Here is an 18,490-nt window from a genome sequence, read left to right on the forward strand (position 1 = left end):
CTACCTTTCCTGTCCGAACTCGTCGTCGTGTGCGAGTCCGATACCGAATGTGTTGAAAGCCATGGCCATGAGGCCGTAGCCGCCGACCGTGAAGATGAAGTCCATTCGCTGACGCTTGTCGAGCCGCTCGCCGAGGGCGGTCCATGTCCGCTCGGAGAGCCGGTTCTTGTCCTCGAGTTCGTCGACCGCGGCGAGCAGCGTGCGCTCGAACTCGTCCGTGGCCTCGCCGTGTCGTGCGGCCTCGATCTCGTCGAGGGTCAGCCCGGCTTCCTGCGCGATGGGAACGTGGTGCTGCGATTCGTATTCGCAGTCGCGGCGGTGGGCGACGCGCAGAATCGCGAGCTCCCGCAGTCGTGGCGGCAGGGTCGACCGGTACAGCAGATAGACGCTGAAGCCGAGGAATGCCTTGGTCAGGTCCGGGTGGTGCGCGAGCGCGGACAGGGCCGTGCCGGCTCCCTCCGGGTTCTGACGATCCCGTGCCAGCATCCCGATGAACGCCGCACGCGTCTTGTCGTCCCACTCCTCTGCGGGTAGCGGCGGAAGCAGGGCCATGCACAACCTCCTCTCATCGACGAGAATTACATTCTCATTTCTGCTCAGTAGGTTTCCAGTTTTTCGTCCGATAGTCAACGCCCGGTGTGAAATCCCAGGTGGGGATGCCACCGCTCGGTGGATCCCGGGTGGCCGCCTCCAGATGCCCTCCGTCGAATTCGCGAAACTTCTCCCCGCTGACCGCCAGTCAAATAGGTTGATTCTCCTACAGGGAGAGGCTAGTTTCCCTGTCAGGTGAGAGCACTATGGCCTTTCGATCCTCGGCAGGACCACCACGGTCGCGCGGGCCCGCAGCAATCTCCTGACTCACACCGGCCGGCCGCTCAGGCCAGGGGAGGAAGAACGTGAAACGACAGCACACATTCACCCGGGGACGGCGGACGCTCGTAGCACTCGCCGCCGTCTCGCTGCTCCTCGCCGGCTGCGGTGGACGCACCGGCACCGAGACCAGCGGCGACGAGGGCTCCGGCGGCGGTTCGTCGTCGGCGGCATCCGCCGAATTCGGCGATCTCGGCGAGATCTGTCAGGACGGTGACGCCTCGGCCGCGAGCGCGCAGGGTGTCACCGCCGAACAGATCGAGGTCGGTGTCTTCACCGACATGGGGTTCACCAAGAATCCCGAATTCGTCGACGCCGCCAACGTGTTCACGTCGTGGTGCAACGACAACGGCGGCATCAACGGCCGCACCCTCGTCGCCAACACCCGCGATGCGAAGCTGATGGAACCGCGCCAGCGGATGATCGAGGCGTGCCGGGAGGACTTCGTCCTGGTCGGCGGCGGTGCGGCGCTGGACGGCCTCGGCGTCAAGGAACGTCTGAACTGTCTGCTTCCGACCTTCACAGCCCAGACCGTGCAGGAGGCCGCCGCCGGCGCCGACCTCGAGATCAGCGCCTCGCCCTCGAAGATCCCCGGATACGACAACTACGCCGGATTCCGGGAGTGGGCCGTCAACGAGGCCTACCCCGATTCCAAGTCCGCCGTCGGAATGATCAACGGTGACTCGGCGGTCACCAAGGTCGTCGGCGCGGTGACGCAGGAGACCCTCGAGTCGCTCGGTGCGACCGTCGTCTACAACGAGCTGTACCCGGCGATGGGTGTCTCCGACTGGACGCCCTATGCGCAGGCGATCAAGAGCAAGGGTGTGCGCGGCCTGATCTTCATGGGTAGCTTCGATCAGCTCGCCAAGCTCGAAGAAGTCCTGACCAACATGGACTACAAGCTCGACTGGATCGACGCGAACAACAACGCCTACAACGAACAGTTCATCGAACTCCTCGGTCGTTCCGCGGAGTTCCAGAACAATCTCGTCGACCTCAGCGGCATGGCTCCGCTCGAAAGCGACGAGCCCGCCGTCGAGCAACTGAAGGAGCTCTACGCACAGTACGCACCCGACGCGCAGATCACCCTTCCGGCGATGCGCGCCTGGTCGTCCTGGCTGCTGTTCGCCAAGGCTGCCGCGGCCTGCGGTGACGAACTCACGCGTGCCTGTGTCTACGAGACCGCGCGCACCGAGACGGCCTGGACGGGCGGCGGACTGCACGCGCCGTCGGACCTGCAGACGCCGATGCCGCCGAAGTCGTGCTTCAACATCGAAAAGGCGACTGCGGACGGTTGGGGGACCGCCGACTTCAACCCCGACAGCGGTCTGTACCGGTGTGACATCCCGGCCCGCAAGATCACGCAGGACTTCGGGGTGCCGTTGACGCTCGCCGCGGTCGGCAAGAGCATGAGCGACGTCCAGTAATGGAACAGTTCATCACCTTCGGGATCGTCGGCCTGACCACGGCCGCGATCTACGCGATCATCAGCAGTGGCCTGGTCGTCACGTTCACGACCACCGGTGTGTTCAATTTCGCGCACGGTGCCACGGGCATGATGGCGGCCTTCGCCTACTGGCAGCTCAGCGTCGGCTGGGGCTGGCCGGTGTGGCTGTCCGTCGCCGTCGTGCTGCTGGTGCTGGCGCCGGCATTCGGTCTTCTCGTCGAACGGTTGCTGCGCCCGGTCCAGAGACTCGGCGAGGCCGAGAAACTCGTCATGACCATCGCGCTGCTGAGCGGTCTGATCGCGTTGGCGCGCTGGATCTGGAACCCCATCAAGGCACGGTCGTTGCCCACGTTCTTCAACGAGCAGCAGCCGTTCCATATCGGCTCGGCGACGATCACCTGGCACCAGGCACTGACGATGATCGTCGCGGTTGCGGTAGCACTGGGACTGCGTGTGCTGATGTTCAACACACGCACCGGCGCCGAGATGCGGGCGACGGTCGACGACCGCGCCCTCGTCGGTCTCACCGGCGCCGACCCGGTCCGCGCCAACCGTGTCGCCTGGATCCTCGGAACCGTGCTGGCGGCCCTCGGTGGCGTGCTCATCGCCCCGATGGTCGCGCTCGAGGCCACCCAGCTGTCGCTGTTGATCGTCAGCGCCTACGCGGCGGCGATCTTCGGACGCCTCAAGAGCCTGCCGATGACGTTCGTCGGTGCCGTCGTGGTCGGGTGTATGGAGGCCTACATGGCCGGCTACCTGCCGCAGAACGACTACCTGCCGGGGCTGCGCCTGGCCGCACCGGCGATCCTGCTGCTGCTCGCCCTGCTGCTGTTCCCGCACGGTCGCCTGCGCGGCCGCGACCGGAACCTCAGCCAGGTTCCGGTACCCACAGTGCGCGGGACGTTCGCTTTCGCCGGAGTGATCGTCGCGTTCGGCATCATCCTCGCCACCGTGCTCGGCGAGGGCGATCTCATCACTTACGGGCAGATCTTCGCGTTCGGTGTGATCGCGATGTCGTTCGTCCCGCTGGTCGGCTACGCCGGCCAGATCTCCCTCGCCCAGCTCAGCATGGCGGGGATCGGTGCGATCGTGTGCGCGCACCTCGGTGCGGACGGACAGTGGTGGGCGCTGCTCGCCGCGATGGTGATCTCGGGCGTCGCCGGAGCGATCGTCGCGATCCCGGCGCTACGCCTGTCGGGTGTCTACCTCGCCCTCGGTACCGCGGCCATCGCCGTCGTACTGGACCGGTGGATCTTCTCGATGCCCTCCTTCGAGCTGTTCGGGGTGGACTTCGCGTTCTTCAACCAGGGTTCGGTGGACCTGGTCGGGCCGAGCCTGTTCGGCTTCCGGATCGACACTCCTGCGGAGCTGACCGTGTTCGCCGCGATCTGTCTGGCACTGGTCACCATCGGGGTCGCGGCGCTGCGCCGCGGCCGTCTCGGCCGGCAGCTGATCGCACTGCGCGACAGCGAAGCCGCCTACGCAACCCTCGGCGGCAGCCTGCTGATGATGAAGACACTGGTGTTCGCGATCTCCGCGGGCATCGCGGGACTCGGCGGCGCGCTCTACGGGATGCAACTGCAGTCCGTCGCGCCCGAGCAGTTCAATTTCATTGCCGGACTGGGAATCTTCCTCATCGCGGTCGTCGGCGGGCTCGGCGTCGTCGGCAACGGCCTGTTCACCGGCACGATGATCGCCGGGCCGCTCCACGCGATCGTCGCGCTGTGGCCCGGTGCTCAGAACCTCGTGCAGACCTTGCCTGCCGCGGCCGGACTCGCCTACGGGTCCGGGGCCGTCGACGACGGCGTCGTGCCGTCGATGCGCAAGGAATGGGAGGCCACGTTCCGCGACACGCTCGTCGTCTCATCGCTCGCGGGCTGGGTCGTCGTGCTGTGGCTGCTGCGCCTCGGCGACGTGATCAACGGGTACGTGTTCTTCGCGGGCATCGTCCTCGGGGTTCTCGGCGCCCGCATCTGGTCGAACTCGCGCCGCAAGGCACCGCCGGGACCGGACGGTCCGGTCGAGGACATACCCGTCGAGTGGTGGGGCGTGAAACGGCCCTGGACTCCGGAGGATCAGGAGGTGCTCGATCGTGCCGTCGCAACTCGAGGTTGACGACATCGCCGTCGCGTTCGGGGGTCACCGCGCCCTCGACGGGGTCGGGCTGAAAGCAGAACGCGGACAGGTCACCGGGCTCATCGGCCCGAACGGGGCCGGCAAGAGCACCCTGTTCGACGTCATCACCGGCCTGCGCCGGCCCGTTGCGGGACGCGTGTATCTCGACGGACACGATGTCACGCGGGCCGGCCCGGCACGCCGCGCTCGTCACGGCCTGGCCCGCACGTTCCAGCGACTGGAACTGTTCGGCCGGCTCAGCGTCCGCGACAACCTGCTCGTCGCAGCGGAACTCGGGCCGGAGCGTCGCCGTGCCCAGCGGGTGGCCGACGAGATCATCGAACGTCTCGGCCTGCACCACCTCGCCGACACGACGGCCGATGCGCTGTCCACGGGCATGGGCCGGCTCGTCGAAGTCGCGCGTGCGCTCGCAGTCCACCCGAGCTTGATCCTGCTCGATGAACCCGCCGCCGGGCAGGACCCGCAGGAGACCGAGCTGTTCGCCGGCCTGCTGCGGTCCCTCGCGGAGGACGGAACCGCGGTCCTGCTCGTCGAACACGACATGGAGCTGGTCATGAACGTGTGCGATCAGGTGTACGTCCTCGACCTCGGCCGGATCATCTCCGTCGGAGCACCGGACGTGATCCGCCGGGACGAGAAGGTGCTCGCGGCCTACCTGGGGGAAGCATGAACGCCATCCTCGAACTGCGCGACGTCCGCGCCGCCTACGACGAGATCACCGTGCTGCACGGAATCGATCTGAGCGTCTCCGCCGGGCAGGTGGTGGCACTGCTCGGACCGAACGGTGCCGGCAAGACCACGGCCCTCAAGGTCGCCGCCGGGGTCCATCCGCTGAGTTCCGGGCAACTGTGGCTCGGCGGGCGCGACGTCACCGGGGTTGCGCCGCGTGACCTGGCGCGGGCCGGGGTCTGCCTGATCCCGGAGGGGCGCGGCGTGTTCCCCAACATGTCGGTCCGCGACAACCTGCTGATGATGACGTTCACGGGCGCATCCCGCGAACAGATCGAGGAGGTCGCGTTCTCGCGCTTCCCGATCCTCGCCAAGCGTGCGTCGCAAACCGCCGGAACGCTCTCCGGCGGTGAGCAACAGATGCTCGCACTCGCCCGTGGACTGGCCACCGACCCCGCGGTCCTCCTGCTCGACGAACTGTCGATGGGTTTGGCACCGCTGGTCGTCGGCCGGCTCTACGACGAGGTCGCCGAGATCGCCCGCAGTGGTGTGGCGGTCCTCGTCGTCGAGCAGTTCGCGAACGCCGTACTCGACTTCGCCGACCACGCAGCCGTTCTCGTGCGCGGACGCATCCAGAAACAAGGCCATCCCGACAGCGGACTCAGATCCGAGCTCGCCGCCCTCTACCTTGGGAGTTCTGCATGACCTCGACCGAATCCCGTGCGGACCGTTTCACCCGTGAACTGTCCGAGCTGAAGATCCCCGATCCCTCCGCCGGCCGGTCGTCGCTGTGGCTGCGGCTCGGTATCGCTCTCATGGTGGTCGGCCCGATCCTCGGAGTGGTGGCATACTTCATGTCGCACAACACATCCGATGCGCTCGTGCAGCGCGATGCGATCGTGGTCTCGATTCTGGGCGTCGCCGTCGCCGTCGTCGGCGCAGCGCTCTACCTGCGTTACTCGCTCACCGGATTCCTCCGGTTCTGGATGGCCCGTCAGTCCTTCGATCTCGGCATGCTCGCCGAGCGCACTTCCGATAGTGAGGTCCAAGCATGACCATGTCGACTCCCCTACGTGCCGGCGAGCAGCTCGCCAGCGCCGACTGCACGGTCCGTGTGGTCGTCGTCCGCGCACCGGCCGACGGTGAAGCGGTCCTCGCGTGCGGCGGGAGCCCGATGGTGCCCGCGACCGGTGGGCGCCCGTCGACGGCGGGTATCACCGGCCTGGTGACGCTCATCGGCAAGCGGTACGTCAACGAGAGCGACACGCTCGAGGTGCTGTGCACCTCGCCGGGCGTGGGTGAACTGAGCTACGACGGTGTGCCGTTGACCGTCAAGGCGGCCAAGGCTCTTCCCGCCTCCGACTGAGGTATCGACCATCAGGTCCGGTGGGGCCGCCGGACACGGACCGGCGGTCCCGCGGGAACACGAAGAAAGAAGCTGAGAACATGGCTGTGCCCGGTGGCATGAGTTTCGAGCTGACCGAGGACCAGGAGCTGATCCGCAAGTCGGTCGCCGAGCTGATGAAGAACTTCGGCGACCAATACTGGATGGAAAAGGATCTCGCGCACGAATTTCCGACTGAGTATTACAAGGCACTCGCCGACGGCGGGTGGCTCGGCATCACCACTCCGGAAGAGTACGGCGGGCACGGTCTGGGCATCACCGAGGCGTCCATCCTGCTCGAGGAAGTCGCCCGGTCCGGCGGTGGTATGAACGCCGCGACCGCGATCCATCTGTCCATCTTCGGGATGCACCCGGTCGTGGTTCACGGTTCCGACGAGTTGAAGCAGCGGACCCTGCCCCGCGTCGCCAGCGGCGACCTGCACGTGTGCTTCGGCGTCACCGAACCCGGTGCCGGACTGGACACCTCGCGCATCACGACCTTCGCGCGCCGCGAGGGCGACCACTACATCGTCAACGGCCGCAAGGTGTGGATCTCCAAGGCGATGGAGTCGGAGAAGATCCTCCTGCTCACCCGGACGCAGCGCTACGACGAGGTCGCCAAGAAGACCGACGGCATGACGCTGTTCCTCACCGATCTGGATCGCAGCCGTGTCGAGGTCCGGCCGATCCGGAAGATGGGGCGTAATGCGGTCTCCTCCAACGAGTTGTTCATCGACGATCTGCGGATCCCTGTGGAGGACCGGGTCGGTGAGGAGGGCAAGGGATTCCGGTATCTTTTGGACGGTCTGAACCCGGAGCGTATGCTCATCGCAGCCGAGGCTCTCGGCATCGGGCGGGTCGCTCTGGACCGGGCCGTCAAGTACGGCAACGAGCGCGAGGTCTTCGGCCGGCCGATCGGCATGAACCAGGGAATTCAGTTTCCGCTCGCGGACTCGCTGGCGCATCTCGATGCGGCAGAACTCGTGTTGCGCAAGGCAACCTGGCTCTACGACAACGGCAGACCGTGCGGCCGCGAGGCGAACACCGCCAAGTACCTTTGTGCCGAAGCAGGTTTCACGGCGGCTGACCGCGCGTTGCAGACACACGGGGGAATGGGGTACTCGGAGGAGTACAACGTCTCCCGCTATTTCCGTGAGGCTCGGGTGATGCGGATCGCCCCGATCAGCCAGGAAATGATTTTGAACTATCTGGGATCACACACTTTGGGAATGCCGAGGAGTTACTGATGGCAGCAAGCAATCCTCTGTTCGACCTGACCGGCCGGTCGGCTCTGGTGACCGGTGCGGCGGGCGGCATCGGCGCAGCGGTCGCGGAGGCACTCGCCGCCGCGGGGGCGGCCGTTCTCGTGACGGACATCAACCCGGACGCGGCCGCCGCCGTCGCCGAGCGGATCGCCGCGAGCGGCGGCAAGGCGGACAGCGCCGGACTGGACGTGCGCGACCGCGCCGCCGCCGATGCTGCCGCGGCCCGCGCCGCCGGGTTCGGTGAGGGGGCGCTGCACATCCTGGTGAACAACGCCGGAGTCACCGAGCCCGCGATGTTCAAGGACCTCGAGATCGAGAGCGTCCAGAAGATGCTCGACATTCATCTGTTGGGCGCGTTCACGTGCGCCAAGGCGGCATTGCCGTTCCTTCCGACCGACGGTACCGGCCGGATCATCAACGTCACGTCGTCGGCCGGAATCACGGGCACGCTCGGGCAGGTGAACTATTCCGCGGCGAAGGCCGGCATCATCGGTGTCACCAAGTCCCTGGCGCGCGAACTGGCTCGCAAGAACATCCTTGTCAACGCGATCGCGCCGCTGGCGGCCACCCCGATGACGACCACCATTCGCACCGACGAGAAGTTCTCCGAGCAGATGCTCAACCGTATTCCGTTGCGCCGCTGGGCTGAACCGTCGGAGGTTGCGGGGGCGTTCGTGTTCCTTGCGTCGGATGCCGCGTCCTTCGTCACCGGCCAGGTTCTGCCGGTGGACGGTGGAATGGTGATGTGATGACACCGGAGCCGGTAGCCGCCGGTGGCACGGTCGGCCCGCTCGACGGGGTCACCGTCGTGACGCTCGAACAGGCGGTCTCGGCACCGATGGCCACGCGGGTGCTCGCCGACTTCGGTGCCCGCGTCATCAAGGTGGAGAACCCGAAGGGCGGCGATTTCGCCCGCGACTACGACGACGTCGTCGGTGGCCTCGCCGCTCACTTCGTGTGGGCCAACCGCGGCAAGGAGTCGGTGACACTCGACCTCAAATCCGATGCCGGACTGGACGTGTTGCACCGATTGCTCGCATCGGCGGACGCGCTCGTGTCGAACCTCGCACCGGGCGCGACGGCGCGTCTCGGCCTGACCGCTGCGGAACTCGAGATGCGCTATCCGGAGCTGATCGTCGTCGAGATCGACGGCTACGGGTCCGGGGGGCCGCTGTCGCACAAGCGCGCATACGACCTTCTCGTGCAGGCGGAATCGGGATCGTGCGCGGTGACGGGTTTCCCGGGCGAGCCCGCGAAACCGGGCCCGCCCTTCGCGGACATCTCGACCGGCCTGTACTCGGCGTTGTCGATTCTGGCGCTGCTGTGCGGCAAATCGCGCAATCCCGAGCGCAACCGGGGTCTCGAGGCCGTGTCGGTGAGTCTGTTCGACACGATGACCGACATGATGGGCTACCCCCTGACCTACACCCAGCATTCGGGCGTGGACCAGCAGCCGCTCGGAATGAGTTCCCCGGCGGTCGCACCCTACGGCGCGTACCGCACGGCGGACGATCAGACGGTGGTCCTGGGCACGACGAACGACCGGGAGTGGCAAAGGCTGGCCCGGGAGATCCTGCAGCGCGACGACCTCGCCGACGACGAGCGGTTCCGGACGAACTCCGACCGGGTCCGCAACCGTGCCGTGCTCGACGAGGCGATCGTCGAGTGGTGCGCACGTCACGATCTCGCTCACGTGCAGAAGACCGCCGACGAGGCGGGAATCGGCAACTCGCGCTACAACGTTCCGAGCGAGGTCCTCGTCCATCCGCAGTTGAGCGAGCGTGACCGATGGCGGACGATCGGCACCCCGGCCGGCCCGATCCGGGCGATCCTGCCTCCGCCGATCGTTGCCGGACGCGAACTGAGGATGGATCCGGTCCCCGGTCTCGGTGAGCACACCGACCTCGTGCTGTCCGACTTCGGATTCGCACAGTCGGAGATCGAGCAATTGCGCCGGCAGGGTGCAGTCGGCCCGGAGTACGAACGATGACTGCGAGCGAGCTCCGCGTCGAGGGACCGGTACTGCTGCGCGACGACCTCGACGGTATCCGCACGCTGACACTGAACCGGCCGCGCCGGAAGAACGCGATCGACACCGAACTCTGGGGGTGTCTGCGCGACGCACTCGACGACGCCGGTACCGACCCGGACGTGCGTGCGGTCGTGCTCACGGGCGCCGCCGGCGCGTTCTGTTCGGGCGCGGACATCGCGAACCCCGGTGTCGCGCACCCGATGCGCAAGATGCGGGTGCTCAGCGACGTCGCGCTCCTGCTGCACGAGCTGCCGGTGCCGACCGTCGCCAAGGTGAACGGTGTCGCGGTGGGCGCGGGCTGGAACCTGGCGCTCGGGTGCGACCTGGTTGTGGCGACGCCGGAGTCCACGTTCTCGCAGATCTTCACGAAGCGGGGGCTGTCGCTGGACCTGGGCGGCTCGTGGCTGTTGCCGAAGCTCGTCGGCCTGCAGCAGGCGAAGCGCTTGACCCTGCTCGCCGAGACGATCGACGCCGAACAGGCGCACGCGATGAATTTGGTGACGTGGGTGGTCCCCGGCGACGAGATCGACGTCTTCGTGGACGAACTTGCACGCAGGCTCGTCGGCGGGCCGCCTGTTGCGCTCGCCCAGACCAAGGCGCTGCTCAACGAGGGTGCCGACCGGACGCTGCGCGATGCCCTCGCGAACGAGGCACGCGCGCAGGCAACGAATTTCGCGACGGCCGACGCGCCGGAGGCGTTCGCGGCGTTCGTCGAGAAGCGGGAACCGCGATTCACAGGACAGTGGACGGTCGGCCGCGCGCAGAAGTGATGCGCGGCGTGTCCTCGAATGACGACTGGGAGAAGTACATGCGTGAAGTGGTGATCGCGGAAGCGGTCCGGACACCGGTGGGCAAGCGCAACGGCGGGTTGTCGGGGGTGCATCCGGCGGATCTGTCCGCGGTGGTGCTCACGGCGCTCGCGGAGCGAACCGGGATAGACCCGGTGATCGTCGACGACGTGGTCTGGGGATGCGTGTCGCAGGTCGGCGACCAATCCAGCAACATCGGCCGGTACTCGGTGCTGGCCGCGGGCTGGCCCGAGAGCATCCCCGGCACATCGGTCAACCGCGCGTGCGGGTCGAGCCAGCAGGCACTGGACTTCGCCGTGCACGCGGTGATGTCAGGCCAGCAGGACGTCGTGGTCGCCGGTGGTGTCGAGTCGATGAGCCGGGTGCCGCTCGGTGCGGCGAAGGCAGACGGGATGCCGTACGGACCGCGCGCACTCGCGCGCTACGGCAACTTCCAGTTCAACCAGGGCATCGGCGCCGAGATGATCGCCGAGAAGTGGGGGCTGTCACGGACCCGGCTCGACGAATTGTCGGCGCAGTCCCACGAATGGGCGGCCGCGGCGGTCGACAGCGGCGCGTTCGACGGCCAGATCGTGCCCGTCGACACCGGGGACGGAACGGTCGCGCGCGACGAGGGTCTGCGGCGCGGCACGACCGTCGAGAAGCTCGCCGGCCTGAAGCCGGTGTTCAAGGAGGACGGGGTGATCCACGCGGGGAACTCCTCCCAGATCGCCGACGGGGCCGCGGCGCTCCTTGTCACCACGACGGAGAAGGCACGCGAACTCGGTCTGAATCCGATCGTGCGGTACCGGGCCGGTGTGGTCGCCGGATCGGATCCGGTGCTCATGCTGACCGGCCCGATCCCGGCGACCGAGAAGGTGCTGCGGAAGGCGGGCCTGGGAATCGGCGACATCGGAGTGTTCGAGGTGAACGAGGCGTTCGCGTCGGTTCCGCTGGCCTGGCTCGCGGAGACGGGCGCCGACCCGGCGCTGATGAACCCCCTCGGCGGCGCCATCTCGCTGGGGCATCCGCTCGGCGGTTCCGGAGCCGTTCTCCTGACGCGGATGATCCACCACATGCGCGACAACGGGATCCGGTACGGGCTGCAGACCATGTGCGAGGGCGGGGGTACGGCCAACGCGACAGTCGTCGAACTCGTGTCCTGACAGGTCGCCGGCCCGGGTCCGAGCAACCCGGGAGCATGCTGTGAGATGCTCCACCCGAAGATCCCGAGTGAGACACTTGTCACATCCGGAGAATCGACCTACTGTGTGATAGGTAGGTTGGATCGAGGAAGGAGCGAGGTGTCTGCACCAAGACCGTACGACACACTCCTCTCCAAAGGTGAAGATCGCCGTCAGCTCATTCTGGCGGTCGCGCAGCGACTGCTTGCACGGAACGGCTGGCGGACCACGACCCTCGCCCAGATCGCGGGAGAGGCCGGCGTCAGCACCGCCGGGCTGCTGCATCACTTCGAATCCAAGGACCAGTTGTTGCACGCGGTGCTCGATGCCCGCGACCGCGACGACGATGCGCACGCGGATCGATCCGGTGACCTTCTCGAACAGCTCGGGAGAGTCCCGGAACGGTTCGAACGCTCACCCGAACTGGTAGGGATGTTCGCCACGCTGGTAATCGAGAATCTCGATCCGGATGCACCCCTGCACGGTCGCCTGCTCGATCGATACCGGGCTTCGCTCGACACCGTCGAAGACGGTATCCGGCGCGGCCAGCTCGCGGGACGGTATCGGGCCGACGTGGACCCTGCGACCAAGGCAGTAGAGATCGTCGCCTTTCTCAACGGAATGGAAACCTCATGGCTGCTCGATCCATCGATACCTCTGACCGAGGTGTTCCGGGAGTACACACAGTCGCTTACTCGACAGCTCACGCTCGTCGCCACCAGCTGAGGCGTCGGCTGGCCGTCGTCGCACCGAATGTCGCCGACGCCGTGCAGTTCGCCGGAGGCTGGCTGTTCGATCATGTGATGGCGGGCTGGGAGGTCACGGTCGCCGTGGTCGATCCCGAGGACGTCCGTCCGATTCGCATCCTCGGCGCGACCACCGTCGACCTGGAGTCGGCGCTGTCGTCGCCGCGCGGCCCGATACCGGAATCCATTGCGATGTCGGTGGATCTGTACGAGAAGGACAGCCGAATCCGCGAGGGCATGCTCGACGCTCTCGAGGGTGGTCTGACCCGATTCGCACTGTGGGGCGAGAATCTGCCGTCCGGCATCGACCGCGAGTTCGGCCCGCTGCAGCACCGGCTCAGTGTCGCGGCGCGGGCGTTCAAGGCCCACGCGCTGGCTGCGGCATCGGCTCCTTCGGATGCGCTGGGCGCCACCGAGACGTTCCGCAGCGGCGGGTCCCGTTCGGTGCGCGGCCTCGCGTCGGTCGGATAGGTGCGGCTTCGCCGCCGGTGTGTCTCTCGGTCGGCTCCAGCCACCAAGAGACACACCGGGCGGCTACGCCATCTCGATGAGAACCTTGCCGACGGCACGGCCATCGGCGACCAGGCGAAGAGCCGCGACCGTGTCGTCCAGCGGCAGCGCGGCCCCGATGTGCGGGACCACGCGACCGCTGGCGAGTAGTTCGCGCAATTCTGCTTCACCGCTGGCGAATTCGTCTTCCGGAAGGTCCTGGAACTGGAATCCGAGGATCTGCACACCCTTCACCAGCACGAGGTTCAACGGAATCCGCGGGATGGTGCCCGATGCGTAGCCGATCGTGACGAACCGTCCGCCGCGGCGCAGTGCGCGCAGCGCCGTCTCCGACAGATCACCGCCGACCGGATCGATCACCGCGTGAGCACCCTCGGGCAGGACACTACGGAGAGCGCCCCGCACGTCGTCGGCGCGGTGATCGACCAGATGGCGGGCACCGTATGATGCGGCGACCGTGAGCTTTTCGGGAGACGAGGCGACCGCGGTCACCGTCGCACCCAGCAGCACGGCAAGTTGCACGGCGGCCAATCCGACACCACCACCGGCGCCGAGCACGATCACGTCGTCGCCGGGGCGTACCCGCGCGACCGATCGCAGGGTGTGGAAGGCGGTGCGGTGCGCCACCCCGAACGCCGCGGCGACGCGCGCGTCGACCCCGGCGGGAACCGGCGACAACGACCGCGTGTTCGCGACGATCTCCTCCGCGAACGCGCCGACGAGACCGGTGCCGGTGACCAGGTCGCCGACCGCGACGCCCGCCACACCGTCGGCGACTTCCTCGACGACACCGGCGAATTCGCTACCGGGAACGAACGGGGGAGGCACGCTGATCTGGTACTTGTCGGCGATGAGCAGGACGTCCGGGAAGTTGACGGCGGCCGCCGCGACCCGGATCCGCACCTGGTCCGTGCCCGGGGTGGGCGGGGGCACGGACTCGATCCGGACGACCTCGGGTGGCCCGTACGCCGGGCAGACGGCAGCGCGCATGCGTCACCGCCCCTGCCAGGCCGGGGCGCGCTTCTCGACGAATGCCGTCGCGCCTTCCTTCGCGTCCGCGCTGGCGAACACGATGGACCGCCATTCGCTCAGGCGGGACGAGGCGAGCGCGGGGGCGGACACCGACAGCCGGACCAACTCCTTGCACGCGGCGAGGCCGAGCGGCGCGTTCGCGGCGATCCGCTCGGCGTACCCGATCGCGGTGTCCAGGACCCGGTCCGATGCCACGACCGCGTTGAGGAGGCCGAGTTCGTAGCCGCGCGCGGCGCTGATCGGGTCTCCCGTCAATGTCATCTCCAGCGCGGCTCCGATCGGGATGCGGGTCCCGATCGTCGTGCCGCCACCGCCCGGGAACAGGCCCCGCTTCACCTCGGGCAGACCGAATTTCGCGTCTTCGGACGCCACGATGAGGTCGCAGCCCAGTAAGAGTTCGAGCCCACCGCCGACAGCGCTGCCGTTGGCGGCGCCGACGACCGGGACGGTGAGTTCCCCGGCGGTCAGGCGACGGTACCCGTCCGCGTCCTCGTCCGAGTCGAACCCGACCGCTCCGCCCGCCGCGAAGATCCGCAGATCCATGCCGGAGCAGAACGCCCGGTCTCCGGTGCCGGTGAGGACCACCGCGCGGATGTCGGGATTCTTCTCGGCTTCGATGGCGCCCGCACCCAGGCCGCGCATCACCTCGCCGGTGAGGGCGTTGCGTGCGTCCGGGCGGTCGAGGCGCAGGATCAGGAGCTGCCCGCGCCTCTCCGAGACGAGGCCGTCGTATCCGCCGGTCATCCCCGGTATCCCGTGGATTCGGCGAGTTCCGCCGCCGACTTCATGAGGTCGACGATGACCGGACCGTAGGCCTGCAGTTTGATGTCGTCGCCGGCGCGCTGGAAGCCCTGTTCGAGGACGATGGCGAGCTTCCACTTCGCGAGCACGAGATAGTAGTCGAGGTCGTCGACCTGGCGGCCGGAGACTTCGGCGTAGTGCGCGACCATCTGCGAGCGACTCGGCATCCCGCTCAGATCGACGTAGCCGACCGCGCTGTCCTCGATGGCGTTCGTGTCCTCGGGCCAGTTCATGAGCATCCAGCCGAGGTCGAGCTTGGGGTCACCGACCGTGCCCATTTCCCAGTCGACGAGTGCCGCAAGCTTCGCGGGGGCGCCGTGCTCGAACATGACGTTCGCGAACTGGTAGTCGCCGTGCATCAGGCCCGGGATGTAGTCGAGCGGACGGTGGTTCTGCAGCCACTTGGTGGCGACGTCCAGGCCCTCGATCTCGCGGCCCTTGATCCGCTCGAAGAAGCGGGTCCAGCGCTCGACCTGCCGATCGTGGAAGCCGTCGGGGCGTCCGAGATCGTGGAGGCCCTGGGCTTTCCAGTCGACCTTCGAGAGCAGAGCGATCCCCTCTGCGAGCTGGTAGGCCAGGCCTTTTCGTGCCTCGACGTCGGTGTCGAACGGCGCCGGCCAGGTGCCCCGGTGATCCATCGGCGACCAGCCGTCGACGTAGCCCATGAGATAGAAGGAGCGCCCGAGCACGGACGTGTCCTCACACGCGGCCACAGCTTTCGTGTGCGGGACGTCGGTGCCGTCCAGTCCCTGGATGATTCGCCACTCACGCATGATTCCGCTGTCGCGGTCGGCGGGGGCGCCGGCCGGAGGAATCCGGATGACGCACGTGAAGCCGTCGCGGGTGAGCTTGTAGATCTCGTTCTGGGTCCCGCCGGACAGGTACTCGGCCTCGAGCGGCGCGCCCTTGCCGGGCAGGCCCTGCTCGTCCATCCATGCGGCGAGGCGTTCGGTGTCGATCACAGGTTCCCCACTTCGAGTTCGAGGTAGTCGGCGAATTTCGCCCGGGCGGCTTCTTGCTTCTTCGGGATCCACTCCGACGGCCACATGTCGTCGTTGGGCCGGTAGTCGCGCAGCACCTGCTTGGCGACGGTCGTCTTGTGCACCTCGGTCGGTCCGTCGGCCAGACCCATCACCGCGGCTCCGTGAATCATCCGGAAGAACGGCATCTCGTTGGTGACACCGAGTGCGCCGTGTACCTGCATTGCGCGCCAAGCGATGTCGTGCAGAACGGTGGGCATCACGATCTTCGCGGTCGCGATGTCCTTGCGCACCTTCTTGTAGTCGTTGTACTTGTCGATCTTCCACGCGGTGTTGAGCACGAACAGCCGGAACTGGGCGAGCTGCGCGTAGGAGTCGGCGATGTAACCCTGCACGGTCTGCTTGTCGGCGAGACGGCTGCCGGCGGTTTCGCGGCTCAGGGCGCGCTCGCACATCATGTCGATCGCCTTCTGCGCCAGGCCGATGGTGCGCATCGCGTGGTGGATACGGCCGCCGCCGAGTCGCACCTGGGCAGCCGCGAACGCGCCACCCTCCTCGCCGAGCAGCGCATCGGCGGACACCCGCACGTCGTTGTAGTGGATCAGCGCGTGGGTGCCGTCGTTGATCGGTTCGCCGTACAGCCCGACGTTGCGGACGATCTCGACACCCGGGATGTCGGTGGGGACGAGGAACATCGAGGTGCCTTTGTGGACCGGCACGTCGGGGTCCGTCACGACCATCACGATGAGGAACTCGGCGGTCCGGGCGTTGGAGGAGAAGTACTTCCAGCCGTTGATCACCCAGTGGTCGCCGTCCTTGACGGCCCGGGTCCGGAACTGGGCGGGATCGGCCCCGCCCTGTGGTTCGGTCATCGAGTACGAGGAGAACACCTCGCCGTCGAGCAGTGGCTGCAGGTAGCGCTCCTTCTGTGCGGGAGTGCCGTAGTGGGCGATGATCTCGGCGTTGCCGGTGTCCGGTGCCTGGCAGCCGAACACGATCGGTGCCCAGCTCGACCGTCCCAGGATCTCGTTGAGCAGAGCGAGCTTCAGCTGCCCGTATCCCTGACCGCCCAGTTCGGGGCCGAGGTGGGTGGCCCACAGTCCTTGCCGGCGGACCTCCTGCTTGAGCGGGTCGATCGCCTTGCGGCGGGCGCCGTCGAGCGGGACGAACTGTTCGTGCTCCCACACCAGATCGAGGGGTTCGACCTCTTCGCGTACGAACGCGTCGGCCCAGTCGAGTTTCGCCTGGTAGTCGGGGTCGGTTTCGAAATCCCATGCCATTTGCGTCTCCTCTCCGCGTTTGAGAATATGACTCTTACAATCAAGAATGCAATTCTGAGCGGTGATCGACACCGGGGCGCGGTGTCGGATCGGGTGTGCGGAAGGGTGAGGGATGAAGGCAGAAGACCTGTTCCACCTGGGTATCGTCACGGACGACCCGGAGTCGGCCCGCGAGGAGTTCACAGCGCTCTTCGGGTACGAGTGGGGGCCGGAGATCGGCGGGCCGTTGCCCGTGACGCTTCCGGCCGGCGACCGCACGCTGGATCTGCGGTGCGCCTACTCGGTCACCGAACCCCGCATCGAGATCGTGCGCGGCATCCCCGGAACGATGTGGGAGGCCGGCGGGGGCATCCACCACGCCGGATACTGGTCCGACGACGTCGCGGCCGACGCCGCGGACCTGTCCGCGCGGGGATTCGTCACCGAGGCCACCCGAACCGGCCCCGACGGCGGGATGTTCTTCGCGTTCCTCCGCGGCACGACCGGTCTGCGGATCGAACTCGTCACCCGCGCCGCGGAGCAAGGGTTGCAGCGGTGCTGGGGGGCCGGCGCATGACCACGGTGGGCGTCGTGACCGGCGCCGGACGCGGAATGGGCTACGCCTGCGCGCAACGTCTTTCCGGGACGGTGGACGTCCTGCTGCTCGCCGATCGCGATGCCGCCACCGTTGCTGCCGCCGCCGCAACCTTGGCCTCCGCAGGTGCGGTGGAGCCGATGGTCCTCGACATCACCGACGGTGACGCGCTGGCACGCCTCGCCGACCGGGTGTCCGGACTCGGCACACTGCGCGCGGTGGCGCACGCGGCGGGAATCTCGCCCACGATGGCCGGTTGGCGGCAGATCTTCACCGTCGATCTCGTCGCGACCGCGATGCTCGCCGACGCGCTGCGCCCGCTCGCCACGGCCGGGACCGCGACCGTGTGCTTCGCATCGATGGCCGCATCCCTCGCGCAGCCCGGCCTGACACCGGAGGTCGCGGCGGTACTCGACGACCCACTCGGTGATCGGTTCCTGGACCGGATCCGCGATGCTGTGGGCCCGGGCATCGAACACACCGGCGCGGCGTATGCGCTGGCCAAGCTCGGTGTGCAGCGGTTCGTCCGGCGTGAAGCCGTGCGGCTCGGTCCGCTGAGGGCCCGGATCTGCTCGGTGTCGCCGGGCATCATCGACACCCCGCAGGGTCGGCAGGAGGCGGAAAACAATCCCCGGATGGCGCAGTTCGTGCAGCAGACTCCGCTGGGTCGGACAGGTCGTGCGGACGAGGTCGCGGCCGTGGTAGCGTTCGCGCTTTCGACCGACGCGGGCTTCCTGAGCGGCGCAGATCTTCTCGTCGATGGAGGCGTCTGTGCCGCGATGAGCACATAGA

20 protein-coding genes are annotated in these 18,490 nt (G+C 67.5%); 15 read left to right on the forward strand and 5 right to left on the reverse strand.

All coding sequences use genetic code 11. The annotated features are described in order from the left end of the window. Positions 1–552 (reverse strand): carboxymuconolactone decarboxylase family protein, encoded by a 552-nt coding sequence (locus tag RZ1_RS19355; protein WP_072814133.1) that lies wholly within the window; start codon positions 550–552, stop codon positions 1–3. A 344-nt stretch (positions 553–896) separates the two neighbouring features. On the opposite strand from RZ1_RS19355, the gene RZ1_RS19360 reads away from it, so the two are divergent. From RZ1_RS19360 to RZ1_RS19420, 13 genes are all read left to right on the forward strand, one after another. Further along, positions 897–2,297: an ABC transporter substrate-binding protein gene (locus RZ1_RS19360; RefSeq protein WP_238071692.1), complete on the forward strand. Its 1,401-nt coding sequence runs from the start codon at positions 897–899 to the stop codon at positions 2,295–2,297. Then, positions 2,297–4,432 (forward strand): branched-chain amino acid ABC transporter permease, encoded by a 2,136-nt coding sequence (locus RZ1_RS19365; RefSeq protein WP_072814134.1) that lies wholly within the window; start codon positions 2,297–2,299, stop codon positions 4,430–4,432. Before RZ1_RS19360 ends, RZ1_RS19365 begins: the two co-directional genes overlap by 1 nt. Next, complete coding sequence (locus RZ1_RS19370; RefSeq protein WP_072814135.1) at positions 4,410–5,123, forward strand: ABC transporter ATP-binding protein; 714 nt, start codon at positions 4,410–4,412, stop codon at positions 5,121–5,123. The genes RZ1_RS19365 and RZ1_RS19370 overlap by 23 nt, the downstream gene beginning before the upstream one ends. Next, on the forward strand, positions 5,120–5,827 hold the full coding sequence (locus RZ1_RS19375) for an ABC transporter ATP-binding protein (RefSeq protein WP_072814136.1): 708 nt from the start codon (positions 5,120–5,122) through the stop codon (positions 5,825–5,827). The genes RZ1_RS19370 and RZ1_RS19375 overlap by 4 nt, the downstream gene beginning before the upstream one ends. Beyond that, positions 5,824–6,177, forward strand: a complete 354-nt coding sequence (locus RZ1_RS19380) for a hypothetical protein (RefSeq protein ID WP_072814137.1) — start codon at positions 5,824–5,826, stop codon at positions 6,175–6,177. Before RZ1_RS19375 ends, RZ1_RS19380 begins: the two co-directional genes overlap by 4 nt. Next, positions 6,174–6,488: a hypothetical protein gene (locus RZ1_RS19385; protein WP_072814138.1), complete on the forward strand. Its 315-nt coding sequence runs from the start codon at positions 6,174–6,176 to the stop codon at positions 6,486–6,488. Before RZ1_RS19380 ends, RZ1_RS19385 begins: the two co-directional genes overlap by 4 nt. Positions 6,489–6,586: 98 nt before the next feature. Continuing rightward, positions 6,587–7,753, forward strand: a complete 1,167-nt coding sequence (locus RZ1_RS19390; protein WP_072814139.1) for an acyl-CoA dehydrogenase family protein — start codon at positions 6,587–6,589, stop codon at positions 7,751–7,753. Then, positions 7,753–8,520 carry an SDR family NAD(P)-dependent oxidoreductase gene (locus tag RZ1_RS19395; RefSeq protein WP_072814140.1) on the forward strand — a complete coding sequence of 256 codons (768 nt, stop codon included), beginning with the start codon at positions 7,753–7,755 and terminating at the stop codon, positions 8,518–8,520. The genes RZ1_RS19390 and RZ1_RS19395 overlap by 1 nt, the downstream gene beginning before the upstream one ends. Next, on the forward strand, positions 8,520–9,761 hold the full coding sequence (locus RZ1_RS19400; protein WP_072814141.1) for a CaiB/BaiF CoA transferase family protein: 1,242 nt from the start codon (positions 8,520–8,522) through the stop codon (positions 9,759–9,761). The genes RZ1_RS19395 and RZ1_RS19400 overlap by 1 nt, the downstream gene beginning before the upstream one ends. After that, a complete protein-coding gene (locus RZ1_RS19405) occupies positions 9,758–10,573 on the forward strand; it encodes an enoyl-CoA hydratase/isomerase family protein (protein WP_072814142.1) in 816 nt (271 codons plus the stop codon). Before RZ1_RS19400 ends, RZ1_RS19405 begins: the two co-directional genes overlap by 4 nt. 38 nt (positions 10,574–10,611) lie before the next feature. Then, positions 10,612–11,757 carry a thiolase family protein gene (locus tag RZ1_RS19410; RefSeq protein WP_072814198.1) on the forward strand — a complete coding sequence of 382 codons (1,146 nt, stop codon included), beginning with the start codon at positions 10,612–10,614 and terminating at the stop codon, positions 11,755–11,757. Between the two features lie 138 nt (positions 11,758–11,895). Next, positions 11,896–12,501: a TetR/AcrR family transcriptional regulator gene (locus tag RZ1_RS19415; protein ID WP_238071623.1), complete on the forward strand. Its 606-nt coding sequence runs from the start codon at positions 11,896–11,898 to the stop codon at positions 12,499–12,501. 41 nt (positions 12,502–12,542) lie between these two features. Then, positions 12,543–12,992 carry a hypothetical protein gene (locus RZ1_RS19420; RefSeq protein WP_371305750.1) on the forward strand — a complete coding sequence of 150 codons (450 nt, stop codon included), beginning with the start codon at positions 12,543–12,545 and terminating at the stop codon, positions 12,990–12,992. A gap of 63 nt (positions 12,993–13,055) precedes the next feature. Here the strand turns inward: RZ1_RS19420 and RZ1_RS19425 are convergent, their stop codons facing one another. From RZ1_RS19425 to RZ1_RS19440, 4 genes are read right to left on the reverse strand one after another with little or no spacing between them, the layout of a single operon-like run. Continuing rightward, positions 13,056–14,021, reverse strand: coding sequence for an NADPH:quinone oxidoreductase family protein (locus RZ1_RS19425; RefSeq protein WP_072814144.1), 966 nt, complete (start codon positions 14,019–14,021; stop codon positions 13,056–13,058). Positions 14,022–14,024: 3 nt separating this feature from the next. Beyond that, on the reverse strand, positions 14,025–14,807 hold the full coding sequence (locus RZ1_RS19430; protein ID WP_072814145.1) for an enoyl-CoA hydratase-related protein: 783 nt from the start codon (positions 14,805–14,807) through the stop codon (positions 14,025–14,027). Continuing rightward, the gene (locus RZ1_RS19435; protein WP_072814200.1) at positions 14,804–15,796 is read right to left on the reverse strand and encodes a phosphotransferase family protein; all 993 of its coding nucleotides are present in this window, start codon (positions 15,794–15,796) and stop codon (positions 14,804–14,806) included. Before RZ1_RS19435 ends, RZ1_RS19430 begins: the two co-directional genes overlap by 4 nt. Positions 15,797–15,822: 26 nt before the next feature. After that, positions 15,823–17,124, reverse strand: coding sequence for an acyl-CoA dehydrogenase family protein (locus RZ1_RS19440; RefSeq protein ID WP_072814146.1), 1,302 nt, complete (start codon positions 17,122–17,124; stop codon positions 15,823–15,825). A gap of 112 nt (positions 17,125–17,236) precedes the next feature. On the opposite strand from RZ1_RS19440, the gene RZ1_RS19445 reads away from it, so the two are divergent. Together RZ1_RS19445 and RZ1_RS19450 are read left to right on the forward strand one after the other, a co-directional pair. Next, on the forward strand, positions 17,237–17,680 hold the full coding sequence (locus tag RZ1_RS19445) for a VOC family protein (RefSeq protein WP_072814147.1): 444 nt from the start codon (positions 17,237–17,239) through the stop codon (positions 17,678–17,680). After that, positions 17,677–18,489: an SDR family oxidoreductase gene (locus RZ1_RS19450; RefSeq protein ID WP_072814201.1), complete on the forward strand. Its 813-nt coding sequence runs from the start codon at positions 17,677–17,679 to the stop codon at positions 18,487–18,489. Before RZ1_RS19445 ends, RZ1_RS19450 begins: the two co-directional genes overlap by 4 nt. Position 18,490: the final 1 nt, after the last annotated feature.

The organism is Rhodococcus zopfii NBRC 100606 = JCM 9919, assembly GCF_001895025.1.
Taxonomy (GTDB): Bacteria; Actinomycetota; Actinomycetes; order Mycobacteriales; family Mycobacteriaceae; genus Rhodococcus; species Rhodococcus zopfii.